Below are 21510 nucleotides of genomic sequence, written 5' to 3'. Positions count from 1 at the left end.
CCACAGCCGGCTACCGGCATTAACAACAAAAACAGGTCTGGTCTCAAATGCCTCTACCCTCGATATTCCTCGGGGTAACGGCCAAGCAACTGCTGGTTCTGGTGACCGTAGGGTGCGTGGCTGCTTATCTCTTCAATACCCAAAGCGAAACCACGCCGGAAAACCTGGCACTTGAAACGTTTATCCGTTCCCAGGAACAGGTGGCCGAACAGGTGGGGGCAGTCCTTGGCATTGAGTTGGTCAGGCAGGTGGACGCGCATCCCGGTTACAACTCGGCGGGCTACCAGCGTTCGATGTTTGCGGTGGAAGGCGAGCGTGGGCGGGTAGTGGTGACGTTGAAAAAGGTCGAGGGGGAGCAGGGCATTGAAGTCACGGAGATCCGCCGCCCGTGATCACCCCAGCCCAGTCAATGCCATCAATGGCCAGGACTGAGCAGGTGGATAGGGCGAGATCTTATGAAGCGAGGGTGGTTTGCGATTCGCGCACGAGAATGGTGCCCGACTGAATCAACTTGAATTCGTCGCCTTCCAGTTTCTCTACACGGTCGCCAATGGCCAGCTTGTAGGTGGTGGTAGGTGCCGAGCCAGCCAGGTCGCCTTGCGCCGGGTTGGATTCCTGGAACTCATGCACCGAATACACGCGTCCTTCTGCGTCTCTGGCATGAAACTGTCCGACTAGTACTGCTGCCATCTGTTTAGAACCTCTGGAGATAAACACTCGATTTGCGGTTCTGTAGACCGTTATGGAGCGGGGTAGTTTACTTACGGAATAAAAATACTATTCGCTGATCTTTTTGGACGCTTCCTACACGTTGTAGGGCGATGCAAACGTCCGGAGGAGGAGCAAAACCTTCTGGTGAACATGCCGCGAAGACTTTATAACTACAAGTTCCTTTAGTCAGACGTCGAGAAACCCCAATGAGCAAGGTCTACACGGTAGCCGTCCTGGTTGGCAGCTTGAGAAAAGACTCGATTAACCGCAAGGTTGCCCTGGCATTGGCCGAACTGGCCCCTGCCAACCTGAAGTTGAACATCGTGGAAATTGGCGATTTGCCGCTCTACAACGAAGACATCGACGGCGCTGCACCGCCCGCAGCCTACAGCACTTTCCGCCAACAGGTGAGCTCATCCGACGCGGTGCTGTTTGTGACCCCGGAATACAACCGCTCCGTGCCCGCTCCGTTGAAGAATGCCATCGACGTGGGTTCTCGGCCGTACGGGCAGAGTGCCTGGAGCGGCAAGCCGGGTGCGATCATCAGCGTGTCGCCGGGGGCCATTGGTGGCTTTGGCGCCAATCATCATCTGCGCCAGTCCCTGGTGTTCCTGGATGTGTGGTGCATGCAGCAGCCGGAGGCCTACTTGGGTGGCGCTGGCAGTGTGTTTGATGAGGCGGGCAAAGTGTCGGAGAAGACCAAGCCGTTTTTGCAGGCGTTCATTGATGCCTACGGCAAGTGGGTGGAAAAACAGAAGGGCTGAGAACGCTGAAGATCCAATGTGGGAGCCGGGCTTGCCCGCGATAGCGTCAGCGCGATGCAGCAGTCAGATCGCGGTGATGCTATCGCAGGCAAGCCAGCTCCCACATTCGGACTGTGCCGACCTTTTGATCAGCGTAGCCAGTTAGTCCGCGCCAGTTCAATCACTTCATCACCGCGCCCGCTCATCACCGCCTTGAGCATATACAGGCTGAACCCCTTGGCCTGTTCCAGCTTGATCGTCGGTGGCATCACCAACTCCTGCGTCGCCGTGACCACATCCACCAACACCGGGCCGTCATGGGCCAGGGCGCGGCGCAACGCCGGTTCGAGGTCTTCGGATTGCTCCACGCGAATGCCTAGAATGCCCATCGCGTTGGACATGGCGGCAAAGTCCGGGTTTTTCAGTTCGGTGCCGGCATCCAGGTAACCCGCCGCCTTCATTTCCATGGCGACAAAGCCCAGGGACGAGTTATCGAACACGATGACTTTGACCGGCAGATTCAACTGCGCCAACGAGATGAAGTCGCCCATCAGCATGGCGAAACCGCCGTCACCGGACATTGAAATCACCTGGCGACCCGGGAAGGCTGCCTGCGCACCAATGGCCTGGGGCATGGCATTCGCCATCGAACCGTGGTTGAACGAACCGATCAGGCGGCGTTTGCCGTTCATCTTCAAATAGCGTGCCGCCCAGACAGTTGGCGAGCCGACGTCGGCAGTGAAGATCGCATCATCATCAGCCAGCTCGCTGAGCAGGCGCGCCACGTACTGCGGGTGGATTGGCCGATTGGCTTTCGACGGTTGAGCAAGATCGTCCAGCCCCTGGCGGGCCTTTTCGTAATGCTTCAAGGACGTTTCGAGAAAGCTGCGATCGGTCTTGCGTGTCAGGCGCGGTAGCAACGCGCCAATGGTTTCACTGACGTCAGCGGCGATGCCCAAGTCCAGCGTGGCACGACGGCCCAGCGCCTGCGGGTTGCGGTCAACCTGGATGATCTTCGCGTCAGTCGGGTAGAACTGACGGTACGGAAAGTCGGTGCCGAGCATGATCAAGGTGTCGCAGTCGAGCATCGCGTGGTAACCGGAGCTGAAGCCGATCAGGCCGGTCATGCCCACGTCGAACGGATTGTCCCACTCCACGTGCTCCTTGCCGCGCAGCGCATGCACCACGGGGGCGCCGAGTGCGTCGGCCAGGGCGACCACTTGGTCATGTGCGCCGGCACAGCCGCTGCCGCAGAGCAGGGTGGTTTTATGGCTGCTTTCAAGGATTTCGGTAAGGCGTTGCAGGTCCTGTTCAGCCGGCAACGTGCGTGGCGCGTGCAGAGCGGGCCAGGGTTTGAGCGTGTCTTCCACTTCCAGCAGCGAAACGTCGCCCGGAATCACTACCACCGCGACGCCGCGATTGAGGATCGCCGAGCGCATGGCACGGTGCAGCACGTGGGGCATTTGCTCGGGGTTGGTTACCAGCTCGATAAAGTGGCTGCACTCCTTGAACAGTTCCTGAGGATGGGTTTCCTGGAAGTAGTTAAGGCCGATCTCCGAAGACGGAATCTGCGCGGCAATCGCCAGTACCGGCACATGGTTGCGATGGCAGTCAAACAGGCCATTGATCAAGTGCAGGTTGCCCGGCCCGCAGCTGCCGGCGCAGACCGTCAGCTCACCCGTGGCCGCGGCTTCGGCACCGGCGGCGAACGCGGCCACTTCTTCGTGGCGCACGTGCATCCACTCGATGCTGTCCATGCTGCGCAGGGCGTCGGTGAGGCCGTTGAGGCTGTCGCCGGTCAGGCCCCAGATGCGCTTGATGCCCGCCTGTTCAAGGGTGGTCGCCAATTGCTGGGCCAGGTTGATTTTCGCCATGAAGAACTCCAATCGTCAGTGAGGTTAAAAACTGCTGATCAATAGGGGACAGTTCGATCACGGCGAATGCTCCGCCTTTAATGTGAAGATTGCGTCAGAGAGGGACTTCACCGCCGATCCCCTGTGGGAGCCGTCGAGCTTCAGCGAGGCCGCGATAGCGGTGGGGCAGGCGGCGAGGATTCGTTGATGAACCTCATCGCCAGTGCCCATAAAAAAGCCCTGGCATGCCAGGGCTTCTTCTTTCGCTAAGACTCAGCGACGACGAAACAACGGCAACGGTTCATCCGTTGCTGCCTGGTACGTCACGGAGAAGTCCTTGAGGCTTTCCAGCGCTTCGTACGGGTCTTTGTCGGCGCGCAGGGCGAAGGCATCGAACCCGCAGCGACGCAGGTAGAACAGTTGGTCGCGCAGTACGTCGCCAATGGCGCGCAACTCGCCCTTGTAACCGTAACGGTCACGCAACAGGCGCGCGTTGGAGTAGTTGCGACCGTCGGTGAAGGCCGGGAAGTTCAGGGCGATGACTTGGAAGTGTTCCACGTCGTCGCCGATCTCTTCGGCTTCTTCATCGGCGTCCAGCCACACACCCAGGCCGCCGTCGCGGGCCTTGAGGGCGTGGCCGTGTTCGCGCCACAGCGCCAACGGCACGATCAGGTCGTCGCAATTGGAGATGCCGTCGAAGCTCGCGTCCTTGGGCAGCAGGTGCCAGGTTTCGTCGAGGACCTCGTTGTTCTTAATGATTCGCTGCATAGACGCGCTCCTTGAACAGGTCAATGCCGATGCGCTGGTAGGTGTCGATGAAACGCTCATCTTCGGTGCGCTGTTCGATGTACACATCGATCAGTTTGCCGATCACCTCGGGCATGGCTTCCTGGGCGAAAGACGGGCCGAGGATCTTGCCCAGGCTCGCATCGCGGCTGGCGCTGCCACCCAGGGACACTTGGTAGAATTCTTCGCCTTTCTTGTCCACGCCCAGGATGCCGATGTGGCCGACGTGGTGGTGACCACAGGCGTTCATGCAACCGGAGATGTTCAGGTCCAGCTCGCCGATGTCGAACAGGTAGTCCAGGTCGTCGAAACGACGTTGGATCGATTCGGCGATCGGGATCGACTTGGCGTTGGCCAGGGAGCAGAAATCGCCACCCGGGCAGCAGATGATGTCGGTCAGCAGGCCGATGTTCGGCGTGGCGAAACCACCTTCGCGCAGCTCGCCCCACAGGGTGAACAATTGGCGCTGCTCAACGTCCGCGAGAATGATGTTCTGCTCGTGGGAGGTGCGCAGTTGGCCAAAGCTGTAGCGCTCGGCCAGGTCGGCGACGGCGTCCAGCTGCTTGTCGGTGATATCGCCCGGTGCAACGCCGGTAGGTTTCAGCGACAGGGTCACCGCGACATAACCCGGCTTCTTGTGCGCCAGGGTGTTGCGGGTACGCCAACGGGCGAAACCTGGGTGCTGCTGGTCGAGTGCCGCGAGCTCGGCGTCCTGATGCGTCAGGGCCTTGTACTCGGGATCAACGAAGTGTTTGGCTACGCGGTGCACTTCGGCTTCGGTCAGGGTGGTCTGGCCGCCGCGAAGGTGTTCCATCTCGGCGTCGACTTTCTGGGCAAACACCTCAGGGGTCAGCGCCTTGACCAGGATCTTGATCCGGGCCTTGTATTTGTTGTCACGACGGCCATAGCGGTTGTAGACCCGCAGGATGGCGTCGAGGTAGCTCAACAGGTCCTGCCACGGCAGGAACTCGTTGATAAACGCGCCGACCACCGGGGTCCGGCCAAGGCCACCACCCACCAGTACGCGGAAGCCCAGCTCACCGGCCGCGTTGTGCACCGGCTCCAGGCCGATATCGTGCACTTCGATGGCCGCGCGGTCCGAAGTCGAGCCGTTGAGGGCGATCTTGAACTTGCGCGGCAAGTAGGCGAATTCAGGGTGGAAAGTGGTCCACTGACGGATGATTTCGCACCAGGGGCGTGGGTCGATCAGTTCATCGGCTGCAACGCCGGCGAATTGGTCGGTGGTCACGTTACGCAGGCAGTTACCGCTGGTCTGAATCGCGTGCATCTGCACGGTCGCCAATTCAGCCAGGATGTCCGGCACATCTTCCAGCGCCGGCCAGTTGAACTGGACGTTCTGGCGGGTACTGATGTGGGCGTAGCCTTTGTCGAAGTCGCGGGCAATCTTGGCCATCATGCGCGTCTGGCGCGACGTCAGTTGGCCATAGGGCACGGCCACCCGCAGCATCGGCGCAAAGCGCTGCACATAGAGGCCATTTTGCAGGCGCAGAGGGCGGAACTCTTCTTCGCTCAGTTCACCTGCTAAGTAGCGTCGGGTCTGATCACGGAACTGCTTGACGCGGTCCTCGATGATGCGCTGATCGTATTCGTCGTATACGTACATATAGGTCCTGTTCTCGGCAAATCTGCGCGCACGGCCGCGCACTCCCAACGGAGCCGGCGCACGATACCAGTTTGCGTTTATGCGCAAAAGTGATGTTTGAGTATATGCAAATAACCAGATCGCCTAATGAGGGCCATTATCGAGATACCCACATTTGTCATGCGGGCAATCATCAACTTTACTGTGAGCGTGTTTGACTGCAATCACCTATAAAACCGACAAGAGGCGATGCGATGAGCAATCCTACAAAAGCCCGTAAACCCGACAGTACCGTTGATGCCTGGGCCATTCTGTTTTTGATCATCCTGGTGGTGGGAACTGCCGTGTTCTGGGTGAGCCACCAGTAAACGGCCTCGATTGACTGTCGCATTGACACTATCATGGCGGTCAATGTTCTAGGTTTGATAACCATGTTGAAGGTGCTGATTGCGTGTGTCTGGTGGCTGGGATCGGCGTATGGGGCAACGGCCCATGCCACGTCGGTTGTGTTTCTTAACCCGGGCATGTCGACGGAAACCTTCTGGGTCAGCTACACGCAATTCATGCAGGCCGGTGCCAAGGACCTCGGCCTGCATTTACGCGTGCGCTATTCCGAGCGCGATACCCAAAACACGCTGATCCAGGCCCGCGAGGCGCTGCAAGGCAACGAGCGGCCGGATTACCTGGTGCTGGTGAATGAACAATACGTTGCCCCGCAGATTCTGCGCATGGCCCAGGGCAGTGGGGTCAAGCTGCTGATGGTGAATAACGCGCTGACTGCCGACCAGGTGCAAATGCTCGGCCACGACGTCGATTGGCTCGGCAGCATCGTTCCCGACAACGAGCAGGCCGGTTACCTGATGCTCATTGATCTACTGCGCCAGCACGGCCCTGTCGCACCAGGCGAGAGCATTGAGTTGTTGGCCTTCTCCGGCGTCAAGAACACCCCGGCCGCGCAGCTGCGTGAACAGGGCCTGCATCGCGCCTTGGCCGAGCACCCCGAGGTGCGGCTGCGCCAGTTGGTCTATGGCGAATGGAGCCGTAAGCGCGCGTTCGAGCAAGCCACGCAACTGTTCAAGCGCTACCCGAAGACCGCGCTGGTGTGGTCGGCCAACGATGAGATGGCACTGGGTGCCATGCAGGCGCTGCAGGGCCGCGGGCAAATGCCGGGCAAGCACGTGTTGTTCAGTGCGGCCAACAACTCGCCGGAGATCTTGCAGGCGCGGTTGGACGGCCGACTGAGTACGCTGGTGGCCGGGCATTTCACCCTGGGCGGGTGGGCGATGGTGTTGATTCATGATGATGCCAAGGGCGTGAATATCGGTGCATACGGTGGGCGCGACCGCCAGGAGGCGTTATTCCAGCTGATTGATGCCGCCCAAGCGCAGCGCTTATTGGGGCCCACAGCGCGAGTTGATTTCCACGCACTGTCTGCCGTCGGCAAGCCGGTGCCCTACCGTTACCCCTTCAGCCTGCAACTGCTGCTGCGCTAGACCCCGGCCAGGAGCAGCACCAGCTTGACGATGCCGAACAACGCTAAGGCAAACACCGCTGTGAACAGAATGCCCAGCACCACAAAGTGGCTGGGCTTGCCGTGGGTAAAGTCGCGGGCGCGGTTCTTGCCACTCTGCACGCCAAAGGCGGCCGCCATGACGCTGTGCAGCATCTGCCAGAAAGTAGGGGGCTTGTTGTTGACTGGATCGTCCATAAATCCCTCGACACAAGGTGTGTGAGGGACAGCATAGCTGACGATGTTTAGATCTGTAGTGAGCGGGCTTGCCCCGCGCCGGGTGGCGAAGCCGCCCCAATCCAGCCATCTCGTTTTACCTGAAAGAACGCGGTGGCTATGTTGGGGCGGCTTCGCCACCCGGCGCGGGGCAAGCCCGCTCACTACAGAACCTGGGGGGCGGTCAATCAGTTGTCGTAACCCAGGTTCGGCGCCAGCCAGCGTTCAGTCACAGCAAGCTCCTGGCCTTTGCGTGCGGTGTAGCTCGTCACCTGGTCCTTGTCGACCTTACCCACGGCAAAGTACTGCGCCTGCGGATGGGCGAAGTACCAGCCGCTGACGGCTGCCGCCGGAAACATCGCGTAGTGCTCGGTGAGGAATACGCCGCTGCGGCCGGCCTGCATTTCGCGGGCCTCGGGATCGAGCAGTTGGAACAGTTGGGCTTTCTCGGTGTGATCCGGGCACGCGGGGTAGCCCGGGGCAGGGCGGATGCCGCTGTATTGCTCCTTGATCAGCGCTTCGTTATCCAGTTGCTCGTCCCTGGCGTAACCCCAGTAGTCCTTACGGACTTGTTGGTGCAGCCACTCGGCGCAGGCTTCGGCCAGGCGGTCGGCCAGGGCCTTGACCATGATTGAGTTGTAGTCGTCGCCAGCGTCCTGGTAGGCCTTGGCGACTTCTTCGGCACCGATGCCGGCGGTGGTGATGAAACCACCGATGTAGTCGGTTACACCGCTGTCTTTTGGCGCCACGAAGTCGGCTAGGGAGAAGTTCGGCTTGCCGTCGGTCTTGATGATCTGTTGACGCAGGTGATGCAGTTGGGCAATCGGCTGGCCGTCGTCGCCGTAGACTTCCAGGTCATCATCCTGCACCTGGTTGGTCGGCCAGAAGCCGAATACCGCGCGGGCGCTGATGAGCTTTTCGTCGATCAGCTTGGCGAGCATTTCCTGGGCGTCGGCGTACAGCGCGGTGGCCGCTTCACCCACGACTTCATCGGTAAGGATGCGTGGGAATTTGCCGGCCAAGTCCCAGGAGATAAAGAACGGGGTCCAATCGATGTACTCGGCCAGCACCTTGAGGTCGATATTGTCCAGCACCCTGGAGCCGGTGAACGTCGGTTTGACCGGGGTGTAGTTGCTCCAGTCGAACTGTGGCTTCTTGGCGATGGCCGCCGGGTAGCTCAGGCGTTCGGTCCGCGCGCTGCGGTTCGAGGTGCGCTCACGCACGTCGATGTATTCCAGGCGGGTTTTCTCGACGAAACCGGCCTTGAGTTCCTTGGACAGCAATTGCGTGGCCACGCCCACGGCGCGCGAGGCGTCGGTCACGTAGATCACCGCGTCGTTGCTGTACTTGGGCTCGATTTTCACCGCCGTGTGCGCCTTGGAGGTGGTGGCGCCACCGATCATCAGCGGCAGGTGGAAGTCCTGGCGCTGCATCTCACGGGCGACATGCACCATCTCGTCCAGGGACGGCGTGATCAGGCCTGACAGCCCGATGATGTCGCATTTCTGCTCCTTGGCCACCTGCAGGATCTTCTCCGCCGGCACCATCACGCCGAGGTCGACGATGTCATAGCCGTTGCACCCCAGCACCACGCCGACGATGTTCTTGCCGATGTCGTGCACGTCGCCTTTCACGGTGGCCATCAGGATCTTGCCCTTGGCTTCCGGCTTGTCGCCTTTTTCCAGTTCAATGAACGGAATCAAGTGGGCCACGGCCTGCTTCATCACACGGGCGGATTTCACCACCTGGGGCAGGAACATTTTGCCGGCGCCGAACAGGTCGCCGACGATGTTCATGCCGGACATCAACGGGCCTTCGATCACTTCGATCGGGCGCGCGAATGACTGCCGGGATTCCTCGGTGTCGTCGACGATGTGGGTGGTGATGCCCTTGACCAGCGCATGTTCCAGACGTTTGTTGACCGGCCAGCCGCGCCATTCTTCGGTCTCGGCTTCCTTGACGCTGCCGTCGCCTTTGTACTTGTCGGCGATGGCGAGGAGCGCGTCGGTACCTTCCGGGGTGCGGTTGAGCACCACGTCTTCCACGGCGTCACGCAGCTCGGCCGGGATCTGGTCGTAGATCTCCAACTGGCCGGCGTTGACGATACCCATGGTCAGGCCGTTGCGGATCGCGTACAGCAGGAACACCGAGTGGATCGCCTCACGCACCGGGTTGTTGCCACGGAACGAGAACGACACGTTGGACACGCCGCCGGAGGTCAGCGCATACGGCAGCTCGTCACGGATATAGGCACAGGCGTTGATAAAGTCGACGGCGTAGTTGTTGTGCTCTTCGATACCGGTGGCGACCGCGAAGATGTTCGGGTCGAAGATGATGTCTTCCGGCGGGAAGCCGACTTCATTCACCAGGATGTCGTAGGAGCGTTTGCAGATCTCTTTCTTGCGCGCTTCGGTGTCGGCCTGGCCGGCTTCGTCGAACGCCATCACCACCACGGCGGCGCCATAGCGCTTGCACAGCTTGGCGTGGTGAATGAACTGCTCGACGCCTTCCTTCATGCTGATGGAGTTGACGATGCCCTTGCCCTGGATGCACTTCAGGCCGGCCTCGATCACTTCCCACTTGGAGGAGTCGATCATGATCGGCACGCGAGAGATGTCCGGCTCGCCGGCAATCAGATTGAGGAAGGTCACCATGGCCTTCTTCGAATCGAGCATGCCTTCGTCCATGTTGATGTCGATCACCTGGGCGCCGGCTTCCACCTGCTGCAGGGCGACTTCCAGTGCTTCGGTGTAGTTGTCTTCACGGATCAGGCGGGCGAAACGTGCGGAACCGGTGATGTTGGTGCGCTCGCCGACGTTGACGAACAACGAGCTGCGATCAATCGTGAACGGCTCCAGGCCCGACAGGCGGCAGGCCTTGGGGATGTCCGGGATCTGGCGCGGCGCATAACCGGCCACGGCTTTGGCAATCGCTTCGATGTGGCCGGGTGTGGTGCCGCAGCAGCCGCCGACAATGTTGAGGAAGCCGCTTTGGGCGAACTCTTCGATGACCTTGGCGGTTTCCGACGGCAGTTCGTCGTACTCACCGAATTCGTTGGGCAGGCCGGCGTTGGGGTGCGCGGACACATGGGTGCTGGCTTTGTTCGACAACTCTTCCAGATACGGGCGCAGTTCGCTGGCGCCCAGGGCGCAGTTGAGGCCCACGGAAATCGGCTTGGCGTGGCTGACGGAGTTCCAGAACGCTTCAGTGGTCTGACCCGACAGGGTGCGGCCGGAGGCGTCGGTGATGGTGCCGGAGATCATGATCGGCAGTTCGATATTCAGCTCTTCAAACACACCCTGCACGGCGAAGATCGCCGCCTTGGCATTGAGGGTGTCGAAGATGGTCTCGATCAGGATCAGGTCGGCGCCGCCCTCGATCAGGCCTTTGGTGGCTTCGGTGTAGTTTTCCACCAGTTCATCAAAGGTCACGTTGCGGTAGCCGGGGTTGTTCACGTCGGGCGACAGCGAGCACGTACGGCTGGTCGGGCCGAGCACGCCAGCCACGAAACGCGGCTTGGCCGGGGTTTCCAGGGTCTTGGCATCAGCGACCTTGCGCGCCAGGCGTGCGCCTTCTACGTTGAGCTCGTAGGCCAGGTCTTCCATGCCGTAATCGGCCATGGAAACGCGGGTGGCATTGAAGGTGTTGGTTTCGAGGATGTCGGCACCGGCATCCAGGTAGGCTTTTTCAATACCGCCGATCACGTCCGGACGGGTGATCACCAGCAAATCGTTGTTTCCCTTGACGTCACTTGGCCAGTCCGCGAAGCGTTTGCCACGGTAGTCCTGTTCTTCCAGCTTGTAGCTCTGGATCATCGTGCCCATACCGCCATCGAGGATCAGGATACGTTCCTTGAGGGCTTGGTGAAGGGCTTGCAGACGAGCGCTACGATCGGACATGGGACTACTCTGGTCAGGCATTTCGGAGGGCGTGAATCATAGCAAACCTGTGCCGATTTGGAGCATGCACGGGTTTTACATGAATATCGTTCATGTTGGCTGGGGGGGATGGCCCGGTAGAATCACCGCCACTTTTCGCCGCACGCATTGAATTGGGACCGGATCCATGTCATTTCGCCTCATCACTAGCGCCGTCCTGGCACTGGTTGCCTGCACTGCTCAGGCCGACGGACCCGCCCCGGCGATTTCGTATACCCGCGACATTCAACCGATCTTCACCGAGAAGTGCGTGGCCTGCCATGCCTGCTACGACTCTGCCTGCCAGCTCAACCTGGGCAGTGCCGAAGGCGCGGTGCGCGGTGCGAGCAAAATGCCGGTATATGACGGCGAGCGCAGCCAGGCGGCGCCGACCACCCGCCTGTTTATAGATGCCTCTGGCAAGGCGGCCTGGCAACAGAAGGGCTTTTACTCGGTGCTGGACGCGCAGGGCAGCCAGGCTGCATTGATGGCGCGCATGCTCGAACTGGGGCACAACGCTGCACTGGCACCCAATGCCAAGTTGCCTGAAGACATCGTCCTGGGCCTGAACCGCGCGAACATGTGCGCAATGCCCGGCGAATTCAACGCCTACGCCGGCGCCCACCCCAAGGAAGGCATGCCACTGGCCGTCACCGGCCTGACCGAGCAGCAGTACCAGACGCTGCAACGCTGGCTCGCGTCCGGCGCGCCTATTGATGAACAAAGCCTGGCGCCGAGTGCCAGCGAAGCCTTGCAGGTGCAGCAGTGGGAGAACCTGTTCAACAAACCGGGCGCCCGCGAAAGCTTGGTGGCACGCTGGTTATTCGAGCATTTGTACCTGGCGCATATTTACTTCGAGCATGGCGAGCCGGGGCATTTCTTCCAGTGGGTGCGGTCGCGCACCCCGAGCGGGCAGCCGATTGATCTGATCAATACCCGTCGCCCCAACGATGACCCCGGTACCCAGGTGTATTACCGCCTGTGGCCAGTGCAGGGCGTGATCGTGCACAAAACCCACATCACTTACCCCTTCAGTGCTGCGAAAATGGCGCGCATCAAGGCGCTGTTCTACGCCGGCGACTGGCAGGTCAGCGCCTTGCCGGGCTACGGCCCAGCCCGTCGCGCCAATCCATTCGAAACCTTCGAGGCCATCCCCGCCAAGGCGCGTTACCAGTTCATGCTGGATAACGCCGAATACTTCGTGCGCACGTTCATTCGTGGGCCGGTGTGCCGTGGGCAGATTGCCACGGATGTGATCCGCGATAACTTCTGGACCCTGTTCCAGGACCCGGACCACGACCTCTACATCACCGATGCGCGTTATCGCGGCCAGGCCACGCCATTACTGGCCATGCCGGGACAGAATGACGATGTGGGCAGCGTGCTCAGCCTGTGGCGGGCCTACCGCGACAAACGCAATGAATACGAGGCCCTGCGCCGTGACAGCTATGCTGACCTGCCGCCGCCAAGCTGGTCGAGCCTGTGGGCGGGCAATGATGATGCCTTGCTGAGCATTTTCCGCCACTTCGACAGCGCCTCGGTGACCAAAGGCCTGATCGGCGATGTGCCGCAGACGATGTGGCTGTTCGACTATCCGCTGCTGGAGCGCACGTATTACCAATTGGCGGTGAATTTCGACGTGTTCGGCAATGTCTCGCACCAGGCCCAGACACGGTTGTACTTCGACCTGATCCGTAACGGCGCCGAGCAGAACTTCCTGCGCCTGATGCCCGCCGATACCCGCGAAGACTTCCTCGACGACTGGTACCAGAACAGCGGCAAGATCAAGCTCTGGCTGGACTATGAGGCCATTGATGATGACAAGCCCACGGGTTTGCACCTGAACGAAAACGACCCGAAGCGCGACTTTGCCAACCAGTTGTTGACCCGTTATGCCAGCTTGAACGCCAGCCCGGACCCGTTTAACCGATGTGTGAGTGCGTATTGCTCGCGCAGCGGTATTGATCCGGTCTTGCAGGATGCGGAGCAGGCGTTGAGCCGCTTGACCTCACGCCCGGCCGCCGGGCTCAAGGTGATCGATCAATTGCCCGAAGCCACGATGTTGCGCATTCAAACTGCCAGCGGCAAGCGCGAGATCTACAGCCTGCTGCGCAACCGTGCCCACAGTAATGTCGCGTTTTTGCTGGGCGAAGCCTATCGCTACCAGCCGGGACTCGACACCTTGACCCTTTACCCCGGCGTACTCAGCAGTTACCCGAACTTCATGTTCAATATCCCCGCCCAGGAAGTGCCCGAGTTCGTGGCTGAAATGGAGCGGGCCAAAGATGCCAATCGTTTCGAAAAGATCGTCGACCGCTGGGGCGTGCGGCGCAGTCATCCGTTGTTCTGGCAGTACTTCCACGATCTGTCGCAGTACCTCCACGAAGTCGCGCCCGTGGAAGAGGGTGTGTTGGACATGAACCGTTATGAGAACCTATAACTACAGGCACTGATCCAGTCATCTCTCCAGGCGGGCGTTGAAGCAATCGGATATCTACTGTGCGGGGTTCTAAAAGGTAGTCCGATGATGTTGATTTCAGTGCAGTTTCTTCGCGCCTTGGCTGCGTGGCTGGTGGTGGGTCATCACTTTATGCAGCTGTTTTTCAACTTTGAGGTGCACAACGCGCTGGAGTACCTGTTCGTCGAAAAAGGCGGCGCAGGGGTGGATGTGTTCTTTGTCATCAGCGGCCTGGTGATCTTCCTTGCGACCGCAGACAAAGCCCTGACACCTTGGCGTTTCATGCTCATGCGCGTGGCACGGATCGCGCCGGCGTATTGGTTCTATACCTTGCTGCTGGCCCTGCTCACCCTGGCTGTGCCCTCGATGTTCCCCGATGTTCAACTCGCGCTGGGCCATGTGCTCCTGTCGTTGCTCTTTATCCCTGCCCAACACCCGGCAGGCTACGGCGTCTATCCGCTGCTGGATGTCGGCTGGACCCTGAACTTCGAGATGCTGTTCTATGGCCTGTTCGCCGTCGCCTTGTGGGTTCGTGGGGACTATCGGTTGTGGGTGGTGGCCGTGCTGTTGTACCTGGTGTGCTACCTCATCGGTCCCGCCCTGGACTTGGCCGACGGTTTTTACAGCAATGATATTGTCCTGGAGTTTCTGATGGGTATCGTCATCGGCATGCTGTATCGCCGCGGCCTTTGCCGGGTCAGGGCGTGGGTGCCGTTGTTAGGGATGGTGGTGGCATCAGTGGCGCTTTATCACGGGGCGGATGTGCCCCGTGCGTTGGAATGGGGCGTGCCCAGCGCGATCCTGGTCATCAGTTGCGTGGCACTGGAGCCTTACTTCCAAGGCTCACGCGTGTTGAAACTGATGGGGGACTGCTCTTACTCGGTGTATCTGATCCACGTGCTGGTTCTGTGCGCTGGGCTATGGGTGGTCAAGCGTACGGGAATAGATCCCTATGCGATGCTGCCTGTTTGCATCGTATTCACGGCGGTTTGCGCCTTCGCGAGCTACCAATGGCTGGAAAAGTCGACCTATCGCACGCTCAAGCGTTGGTTCGGCATTGAGGAATCGGCAGTCCTTTCCCGACAAAAATACTAGGACTTTGTACCTCTGTAATAATTTGGCGTAAACTGCCGGCAAGCCTGTGAGGAGTTTCCATGACTGCCATAACCATTACCGACGCCGCCCACGATTACCTGGCTGACCTGCTGTCCAAGCAGAACACCCCAGGTATCGGTATTCGCGTCTTTATCACCCAACCCGGCACCCAATACGCCGAGACTTGCATTGCCTACTGCAAGCCAGGGGAAGAGAAGCCTGAAGACACCGCCCTGGGGCTGAAAAGCTTCACCGCGTACATCGACGCCTTCAGCGAAGCCTTCCTCGACGACGCCGTGGTCGACTACGCCACCGATCGCATGGGCGGCCAACTGACCATCAAGGCGCCGAACGCCAAGGTGCCGAACGTCAACGCCGACAGCCCGGTGAACGAGCGCATCAACTACTACCTGCAAACCGAGATCAACCCGGGCCTGGCCAGCCACGGCGGCCAGGTCAGTCTGATCGACGTGGTGGATGACGGCATTGCCGTGCTCAAGTTTGGCGGCGGCTGCCAAGGCTGCGGCCAGGCGGACGTGACCCTGCGCGAAGGCATCGAGCGCACCCTGCTGGAGCGTGTCCCAGAGCTCAAGGGTGTACGTGACGTGACCGACCACACGCAGAAAGAAAACGCCTACTACTGAGTAAGGTGTTCACTGCGGACAAAAAACGGCGCCCCGTGAGCGCCGTTTTTTTATTGTTTAAATTCAATGTCTTGAGATGCCTATCTAACAAAGCAAATCAACTGTGGGAGCGGGCTTGCTCGCGAAAGCGGTATATCAATCACCTCATTCTGTGAATGGCATACCGCTTTCGCGAGCAAGCCCGCTCCCACAGTTTTAATAGTGTTTATTCATATAAATCAATATGTTGTATCTGTAATTTAATTTGGCTTGTTAAGATCGGTAAAGATGCGCATGCCCTGCGCGATACAGCGAAGACTCACTAAAACCGTCACTGCCCAACACCCGACCCACCACAATCAACGCCGTCCGCCGAAATCCCTTCTCGGCCACCTTCCCGGCAATATCGCTCAGCGTCCCAACGACCCAATCCTGGTCCGGCCACGTCGCGCGGTGCACCACGGCAATCGGGCAATCTGCGCCATAGTGCGGCAGCAGTTGCGCGACGATTTTCTCCAAGTGATTGACCCCCAGATGGATCGCCATGGTGGTGCCATGTCGCGCCAGGCTGTCAAAGTCCTCGCCAGCGGGCATGCTGGTTTTATCCGCATAACGGGTCAGGATCACACTCTGGGCGATGTCCGGCAGGGTCAGCTCGGTTTCCAACAACGCTGCACAAGCCGCCACTGCGGTGACGCCGGGAATGATCTGGAATGGAATGCCCAGCTCACGCAAATGGCGGATCTGCTCGCCAATCGCTCCATACAGGCTTGGGTCGCCAGAATGCACGCGTGCCACGTCCTGGCCTTTCGCATGGGCGGTCTTGATCAGGTCGATAATCTGTTCAAGGTGCAATTCGGCACTGTTGACCAACTGTTCTGCCTGGTGGCCTTCGAGCACTGCCGTCGGCACCAGCGAGCCGGCATAGATGATCACCGGGCAACTGCGGATCAGCCGCTGGCCTTTGACGGTGATCAATTCCGGGTCGCCGGGGCCTGCGCCGATGAAGTAGACGGTCATGGGAATATCCTATGGAAAAACGCACGAGCATGAACAACGCTCATGATCGGAACGGGCGATTATCAGGTTTTCAGCCGGCGCAAGCCAATGCGAAGGTGGCCTGGGCGGTTTGCTTGCGGCTAATCAACAGGCGGGCAGGGGCGTTGGCGAGGTATTCAGCCAGGGCCAGGGCGGCGCTTTCGGCAATGCCGTAGCAGCCCGTATGGGCAAACGCGATCGCGGATTTGTGGCTCAGCTGTTCTGCATAACCCGCCAACTGATCAGCGTCGAAACACTGGAATGGCAAGTTCAACAGATCGGCCAGGGCTTGAAGGCCAGGTTCATCGCGCTTGCGGTCGATACTGGCCAGCGCGGTGATCCGTTGAAGCTCGATACCGCCCTCGGCGAGGGCGCTGTCGAGCAGGGCCCGCAGGGTGTGAACGTCACAACCCCGCTGGCACCCCAGGCCGACCACTAAAATCATGCTGGGTATTGATCATCACGATTGCGGCGGAACAGCCAGGCGCTGATCAGGCCCAGCGCCAGCCAGAAGGCGACATTGGTCAACTGCGAAGCAATCTTGAACTGCGCTTCCAAGGCTTCGGGGGCTAGCATCGAATGCACTTCCGGCTGCGGCGCGCCGATCACGTGTGGCACGACCAGAATCGCTACGCCCAGCGCTTTGAGCAGCCAATTGCGGCCGAACACGATCAGCGTTATGCCCGCAGCGGTGGAGGCGGCGGTGCCCACCCACCAGATCTGCCGTTGTGCGAGATCAGCGGCAGCAGTGCCTGGCAGCTCAGGCGGTAGGCCCATTGTCGGCGCCAACACGAAGGTCGCGTAGCCGGCCAAACCCCAAAGCAGGCCCTGGGCAGTGCGGGTGGGTGCGCGCAGGGTATAGAGGCCGGCGAGCATCAGCGCGAAACCGACAGCCACCACCAGATTACCGCCGGTGGTAGACAATACGCGCTGCCAGCCGTCTTCCGGTTCCCAGGCTTCGGCGTCGTGGGTGTGCGCGGCATTACCGGCTGCGTGCTCATGCACCACTTCAGTCGCGGCCGGGGCCTTTTCAAAGGTTTCCGCCTGCAGAATTAATGGGGCGACCCAGAAGCTTTGCAGCAGGGTCAGCAGCAGGGCAGCCAGAAGACCGGTGAAACCTGCAGTTTGCGCAATACGCTTGATCATGTCGGCAGGTCTCAGTGGCACGGGAACGCGGCGCTGTGGCGGGTATCGTGGGCAGCGTTATGCACCGCCTCGATGTGCGAGAAACCGGCGAAATACACCAGGCACGCGCCCAGGATCGACGCGCCGATTGCGGCGGTCAGGCGTTGGCTCAAGGTAGAGGTGCTGCTGGCGGAGTGCGAAGTGCTGCTGATGATCGACATGGCGCGTCCCTTTCAGGTGTCAGGGTGAAACGAGCGCATGAAAACCCCGCGAGCCAGGCACGCAGGGTTCTGAACAGCGCCCGCCCACCGCGGGTTTGTTATCTGATTTTTCGGGCCGGTCTCCGGGCTTGCGAGGGGCGGCTCTTGAAAGAGCCCAGCCTGATAAGCATCTCCTTCCCATGCACAGCACAGTGGATTTGACGCTTCGCTCGCTTACCGTTGCGGGGGCAGCACCGGACTTGCCATAGATCTATGGCGCACCGGTTTCCCGTTTCACCCTGTGAAGGGCACCCGAAACAAGATGTGTAGGAGAGCATGGAGAGAACGCTCCCGTCAAATGAGGACTGCGCCGCCTTGATGGCACGAGAGGTGAAAATGTCTGACGCCGGAGTTTCTATTGGCGGGCTGATGCAGGGGCTTATCCTCCCATGTGTTTCATAAGTTTCGCCTGTTGTTCATCCTGTTGCTGAAATCTAAAAATATATTGTGTAGATATTTGAGTTTAAGTTGAATTTTGCTTTTTTTTCAGTCGGCCATTGGGCGGCCAGATGCCGTGGAGTAATGTTAAATTGTTATCGTTGCCAGTTATTGTATTTCCAGATTTTAAAGATTGCCGGGTTATTCAGGAACGGGTTGAGTGATTTTTTCCAAATTGTGCTTGTGATCGAGGTTTATCTCCGTCGAATAATTAAATATGGTGGTGATTTTGAAAATAACTAATAGCCAGCAGCCTTCCTATAATCCGTCCGCCGGCCTTCAGCGAGCCGGTTCCTCAGATCCCACGTTGCGCAGCGCCGACCCGCATATAAGGCGGAACTTTGCCAAACCGATCTTTACCGTGGATCAAGTTGCTCAGCAGCTCACTCGAGAAAATGTGAAATGGGCTGACAGAAACGGTGATGGTGTCACGGCAATCTCCTTTTCATTCAACAAATTGACGAGAGGGGATAGAGAGTTCAATACCACACAGAAAAACCAAGCCAGACTGTCCATGCAATCTTGGGCCGATGTGGCGAATGTGTCGTTCGAAGAACGTACCGGCCGTGGCGAAGGACGCTTGGCTTTTTCCAACAACGAGGGCCCCGCGGTTGCTTTTGGCCAGTACCCAGGCCAAGACGGTAAAGTGTTCATCAATCCCCACTATGGCACCAATACTTCTCCTGCACTTCATAATCATGGCCGATATACACTAACCCATGAAATAGGCCATACGTTGGGTCTTGCGCACCCCGCAGACTATGACGCTTCTAATTCTACCTCTCCCAGTTACGCTCGCAGTGCCGTTTATGCGCAGGATACTCGTGGTCATACTGTCATGAGCTACTTCGACGCTCACGAAGGTGGTCAGAACCATAAAGAAAATTACTCTGCTGCTCCATTGATGGGTGATATTGCTGCTGCCCAGCGTTTGTATGGTGCCAATTACAGGGCGCGCAATTCAGACACCACTTACGGTTTTAACTCCAATTCGGGTCGAGACTATTATCAACTCAATAATCCCAATGATACGGCACTCTTCTGCGTGTGGGACGGTGGCGGTAACGATACGTTGGATTGTTCCAAGTATCGCCAAAACCAGACTATCAACCTCAACCCTGAATCCTATTCCGATGTTGGAGGCTTGCGGGGGAATGTTTCTATCGCCAAAGGCGTTACGCTGGAGAACGCAATCGGCGGTTCTGGCCATGATGTGATCATCGGTAATCATGCAGACAACATGCTCAAGGGGGGAGCGGGCGCTGATTGGCTCAGGGGGGGAGGGGGGGCAGATACCTTTGTCTACGACAACGTCAGCGACTCCACACTGGAACGCCCTGACCAGATCATGGACTTTGTGAGTGGCACCGACAAAATCGACATTTCGGTCTTGTTGAAAAACGCCGGTATTACCGCGTTAACGTTTGTAAAGCGGCTGTCGGGTGAGCCGGGTCAAGCTGTTCTGCATTACAACCGCAACACCAACGAGTCGAGGTTGGCTATCGATCTGACGGGCAACGGCCGTTTTGACTTTTTCCTCAAAAGCCGCGGTCCGATAAATACACCCGATATTGTCAGTAACGTCCCGATTATGTGGCGTTATTCCTGAAAAAGAGCTTCCAAGAGGCCGGATTTTTCCTGATGAGGGTGCGAGCTGAATGCGCGTTACGGCGGCATTCCCCGCCATTTGTTCGCGGGCATATGGCGGGTTTGTTATTCGTGTTTCGTGATATTCAAGCAATCGCTACACCGACATTGACCGGCTGTCACTCACTGCGTAGCCTTGTACCTTCGAGGTTCTTCGGCCCAGGCCGAAGCTAAGAAGGGAACGCGGTCCAAGCCGCGGCTGCCCCCGCAACTGTGAAGGGTTTATCTGACTGCCACGCCACTGCCGATACGGCGGGAAGGCGCAGCCAGCGCCGGTCGCAAGACCCGCAAGCCCCAAGCCAGGAGACCTGCCTCGCAACCGATTTTCAATTCAACCGGGCGGGGTGATCCGGTGACGAAATCCGCTGCTGCGCGCCGTCGCAGGGCCTATCGTCCCGTATGCCCGCCCCAAAGGGCATCCGATGAAAACACTGGCCAAACTCCCTGTCACCATCGTTACCGGCTTTCTCGGCTCGGGCAAAACCACCTTGCTGCGTCATATGCTCGACAACGCCCAGGGCCGTCGCATTGCCGTGATCGTCAACGAGTTCGGTGAACTGGGCATTGACGGTGAAATCCTCAAGCAGTGTTCCATTGGTTGCACCGAAGAAGAAGCCAGCGGCCGCGTGTACGAATTGGCCAACGGCTGCCTGTGCTGCACCGTGCAGGAAGAATTCTTCCCGGTGATGCGCGAACTGGTCGCCCGTCGCGGTGACCTTGACCATATCCTGATTGAAACCTCCGGCCTGGCCCTGCCAAAGCCTCTGGTGCAAGCCTTCCAGTGGCCGGAAATCCGCAGCGCCTGCACCGTTGATGCGGTGATTACCGTGGTCGACAGCCCGGCCGTGGCCGCTGGCACGTTCGCGGCATTCCCGGATCAAGTGGATGCCCAGCGCAAACTCGACCCGAACCTGGACCACGAATCGCCACTGCACGAACTGTTCGCTGACCAACTGGCCAGCGCCGACCTGGTGATCCTCAATAAATCCGACCTGATCAGCCCTGAAGACTTGGCCCGGGTGCGCTTGGAAGTCGCCGAAGAGCTGCCGCCGGCGGTAAAGATCATCGAAGCCAGCAGCGGTCGCGTGCCGTTGGACGTATTGATTGGCCTGGGCGCTGGCTCTGAAGAGCACATCGACGGTCGTCACAGCCATCACGATCACCACCACGAGGGTGAGGACGATCATGACCACGATGCCTTCGACTCCATTTCCATCGACCTGCCGCAGGCTGACGAAGCGCTGCTGCTCGATGCGCTGACCCAATTGGTCGTGCAACACGGCATCCTGCGCGTCAAAGGCTTCGCCGCTATTCCGAACAAGCCGATGCGCCTGCTGATCCAGGGCGTGGGCACGCGTTTCGACAAACACTTTGACCGCGCCTGGGGCGCCGACGAAGCCCGCATAACGCGGCTGGTGCTGATCGGCCAGGCGCTGGACGCGGCGGGCCTTGAAGCGCAATTGCGCGCCGCCCTCAGCGTTTAACCC

Annotated in this window: 18 protein-coding genes and 2 riboswitches; of the genes, 8 read left to right on the top strand and 10 right to left on the bottom strand. The window is 59.3% G+C overall.

All coding sequences use genetic code 11. The features are described from left to right. Positions 1-47: 47 nt before the first annotated feature. Positions 48-392, top strand: a complete 345-nt coding sequence (locus JBO08_RS21535; RefSeq protein ID WP_065876136.1) for a hypothetical protein — start codon at positions 48-50, stop codon at positions 390-392. A gap of 61 nt (positions 393-453) precedes the next feature. On the opposite strand, the gene JBO08_RS21530 is transcribed toward JBO08_RS21535, so the two are convergent. Then, a complete protein-coding gene (locus tag JBO08_RS21530) occupies positions 454-690 on the bottom strand; it encodes a hypothetical protein (RefSeq protein WP_016979714.1) in 237 nt (78 codons plus the stop codon). A gap of 227 nt (positions 691-917) precedes the next feature. On the opposite strand from JBO08_RS21530, the gene JBO08_RS21525 reads away from it, so the two are divergent. Then, positions 918-1475, top strand: coding sequence for an NADPH-dependent FMN reductase (locus JBO08_RS21525; protein WP_049708674.1), 558 nt, complete (start codon positions 918-920; stop codon positions 1473-1475). A gap of 128 nt (positions 1476-1603) precedes the next feature. Here the strand turns inward: JBO08_RS21525 and poxB are convergent, their stop codons facing one another. From poxB to JBO08_RS21510, 3 genes are all read right to left on the bottom strand, one after another. Beyond that, the gene (poxB, locus tag JBO08_RS21520; RefSeq protein WP_065876137.1) at positions 1604-3328 is read right to left on the bottom strand and encodes a ubiquinone-dependent pyruvate dehydrogenase; all 1725 of its coding nucleotides are present in this window, start codon (positions 3326-3328) and stop codon (positions 1604-1606) included. Between the two features lie 252 nt (positions 3329-3580). Then, entirely contained in the window at positions 3581-4075 is a 495-nt protein-coding gene (locus JBO08_RS21515) for a DUF934 domain-containing protein (RefSeq protein ID WP_048727764.1), read from the bottom strand. Then, positions 4059-5717 (bottom strand): nitrite/sulfite reductase, encoded by a 1659-nt coding sequence (locus tag JBO08_RS21510; RefSeq protein WP_065881088.1) that lies wholly within the window; start codon positions 5715-5717, stop codon positions 4059-4061. Before JBO08_RS21510 ends, JBO08_RS21515 begins: the two co-directional genes overlap by 17 nt. A 410-nt stretch (positions 5718-6127) precedes the next feature. On the opposite strand from JBO08_RS21510, the gene JBO08_RS21505 reads away from it, so the two are divergent. Continuing rightward, complete coding sequence (locus tag JBO08_RS21505; protein WP_065881086.1) at positions 6128-7189, top strand: ABC transporter substrate-binding protein; 1062 nt, start codon at positions 6128-6130, stop codon at positions 7187-7189. Here the strand turns inward: JBO08_RS21505 and JBO08_RS21500 are convergent. Both JBO08_RS21500 and metH read right to left on the bottom strand, forming a co-directional pair. Continuing rightward, positions 7186-7404: a DUF2970 domain-containing protein gene (locus JBO08_RS21500; RefSeq protein WP_065876141.1), complete on the bottom strand. Its 219-nt coding sequence runs from the start codon at positions 7402-7404 to the stop codon at positions 7186-7188. The genes JBO08_RS21505 and JBO08_RS21500 overlap by 4 nt on opposite strands. A 206-nt stretch (positions 7405-7610) precedes the next feature. Then, positions 7611-11321, bottom strand: a complete 3711-nt coding sequence (gene metH / locus JBO08_RS21495) for a methionine synthase (RefSeq protein WP_220074925.1) — start codon at positions 11319-11321, stop codon at positions 7611-7613. A gap of 166 nt (positions 11322-11487) precedes the next feature. Here metH and JBO08_RS21490 point away from each other — a divergent pair, with 166 nt between their 5' ends. From JBO08_RS21490 to nfuA, 3 genes are all read left to right on the top strand, one after another. Further along, a complete protein-coding gene (locus JBO08_RS21490) occupies positions 11488-13779 on the top strand; it encodes a fatty acid cis/trans isomerase (protein ID WP_065910629.1) in 2292 nt (763 codons plus the stop codon). An 87-nt stretch (positions 13780-13866) separates the two neighbouring features. Further along, positions 13867-14892 carry an acyltransferase gene (locus JBO08_RS21485; RefSeq protein ID WP_220074951.1) on the top strand — a complete coding sequence of 342 codons (1026 nt, stop codon included), beginning with the start codon at positions 13867-13869 and terminating at the stop codon, positions 14890-14892. Between the two features lie 59 nt (positions 14893-14951). Then, positions 14952-15536: a Fe-S biogenesis protein NfuA gene (gene nfuA / locus JBO08_RS21480; protein WP_065876144.1), complete on the top strand. Its 585-nt coding sequence runs from the start codon at positions 14952-14954 to the stop codon at positions 15534-15536. A 252-nt stretch (positions 15537-15788) separates the two neighbouring features. On the opposite strand, the gene cobM is transcribed toward nfuA, so the two are convergent. From cobM to JBO08_RS21460, 4 genes are all read right to left on the bottom strand, one after another. Then, positions 15789-16535 carry a precorrin-4 C(11)-methyltransferase gene (gene cobM / locus JBO08_RS21475; protein WP_065876396.1) on the bottom strand — a complete coding sequence of 249 codons (747 nt, stop codon included), beginning with the start codon at positions 16533-16535 and terminating at the stop codon, positions 15789-15791. A gap of 70 nt (positions 16536-16605) precedes the next feature. Further along, positions 16606-16998 carry a cobalamin biosynthesis protein gene (locus JBO08_RS21470; protein ID WP_065876395.1) on the bottom strand — a complete coding sequence of 131 codons (393 nt, stop codon included), beginning with the start codon at positions 16996-16998 and terminating at the stop codon, positions 16606-16608. Beyond that, positions 16995-17699 carry a CbtA family protein gene (locus JBO08_RS21465; RefSeq protein WP_065876394.1) on the bottom strand — a complete coding sequence of 235 codons (705 nt, stop codon included), beginning with the start codon at positions 17697-17699 and terminating at the stop codon, positions 16995-16997. The genes JBO08_RS21470 and JBO08_RS21465 overlap by 4 nt, the downstream gene beginning before the upstream one ends. Positions 17700-17710: 11 nt before the next feature. Further along, on the bottom strand, positions 17711-17899 hold the full coding sequence (locus JBO08_RS21460; RefSeq protein WP_012723860.1) for a CbtB-domain containing protein: 189 nt from the start codon (positions 17897-17899) through the stop codon (positions 17711-17713). A 95-nt stretch (positions 17900-17994) separates the two neighbouring features. Further along, positions 17995-18209: riboswitch (cobalamin riboswitch) on the bottom strand. A gap of 384 nt (positions 18210-18593) precedes the next feature. On the opposite strand from JBO08_RS21460, the gene JBO08_RS21455 reads away from it, so the two are divergent. Together JBO08_RS21455 and cobW are read left to right on the top strand one after the other, a co-directional pair. Continuing rightward, positions 18594-19985, top strand: a complete 1392-nt coding sequence (locus tag JBO08_RS21455; protein ID WP_175406729.1) for a M10 family metallopeptidase C-terminal domain-containing protein — start codon at positions 18594-18596, stop codon at positions 19983-19985. Between the two features lie 168 nt (positions 19986-20153). Then, a riboswitch (cobalamin riboswitch) is annotated at positions 20154-20354 on the top strand. 91 nt (positions 20355-20445) lie between these two features. Further along, positions 20446-21507: a cobalamin biosynthesis protein CobW gene (cobW, locus tag JBO08_RS21450; protein WP_065876393.1), complete on the top strand. Its 1062-nt coding sequence runs from the start codon at positions 20446-20448 to the stop codon at positions 21505-21507. The last annotated feature ends 3 nt before the right edge of the window (positions 21508-21510 follow it).

The sequence above is a fragment of the Pseudomonas sp. LAP_36 genome, assembly GCF_019456785.1.
Lineage (GTDB): Bacteria > Pseudomonadota > Gammaproteobacteria > Pseudomonadales > Pseudomonadaceae > Aquipseudomonas > Aquipseudomonas tritici.
Note: the sequence above shows the minus strand (reverse complement) of the source record. Positions and strands in the feature narration are given on the sequence as shown.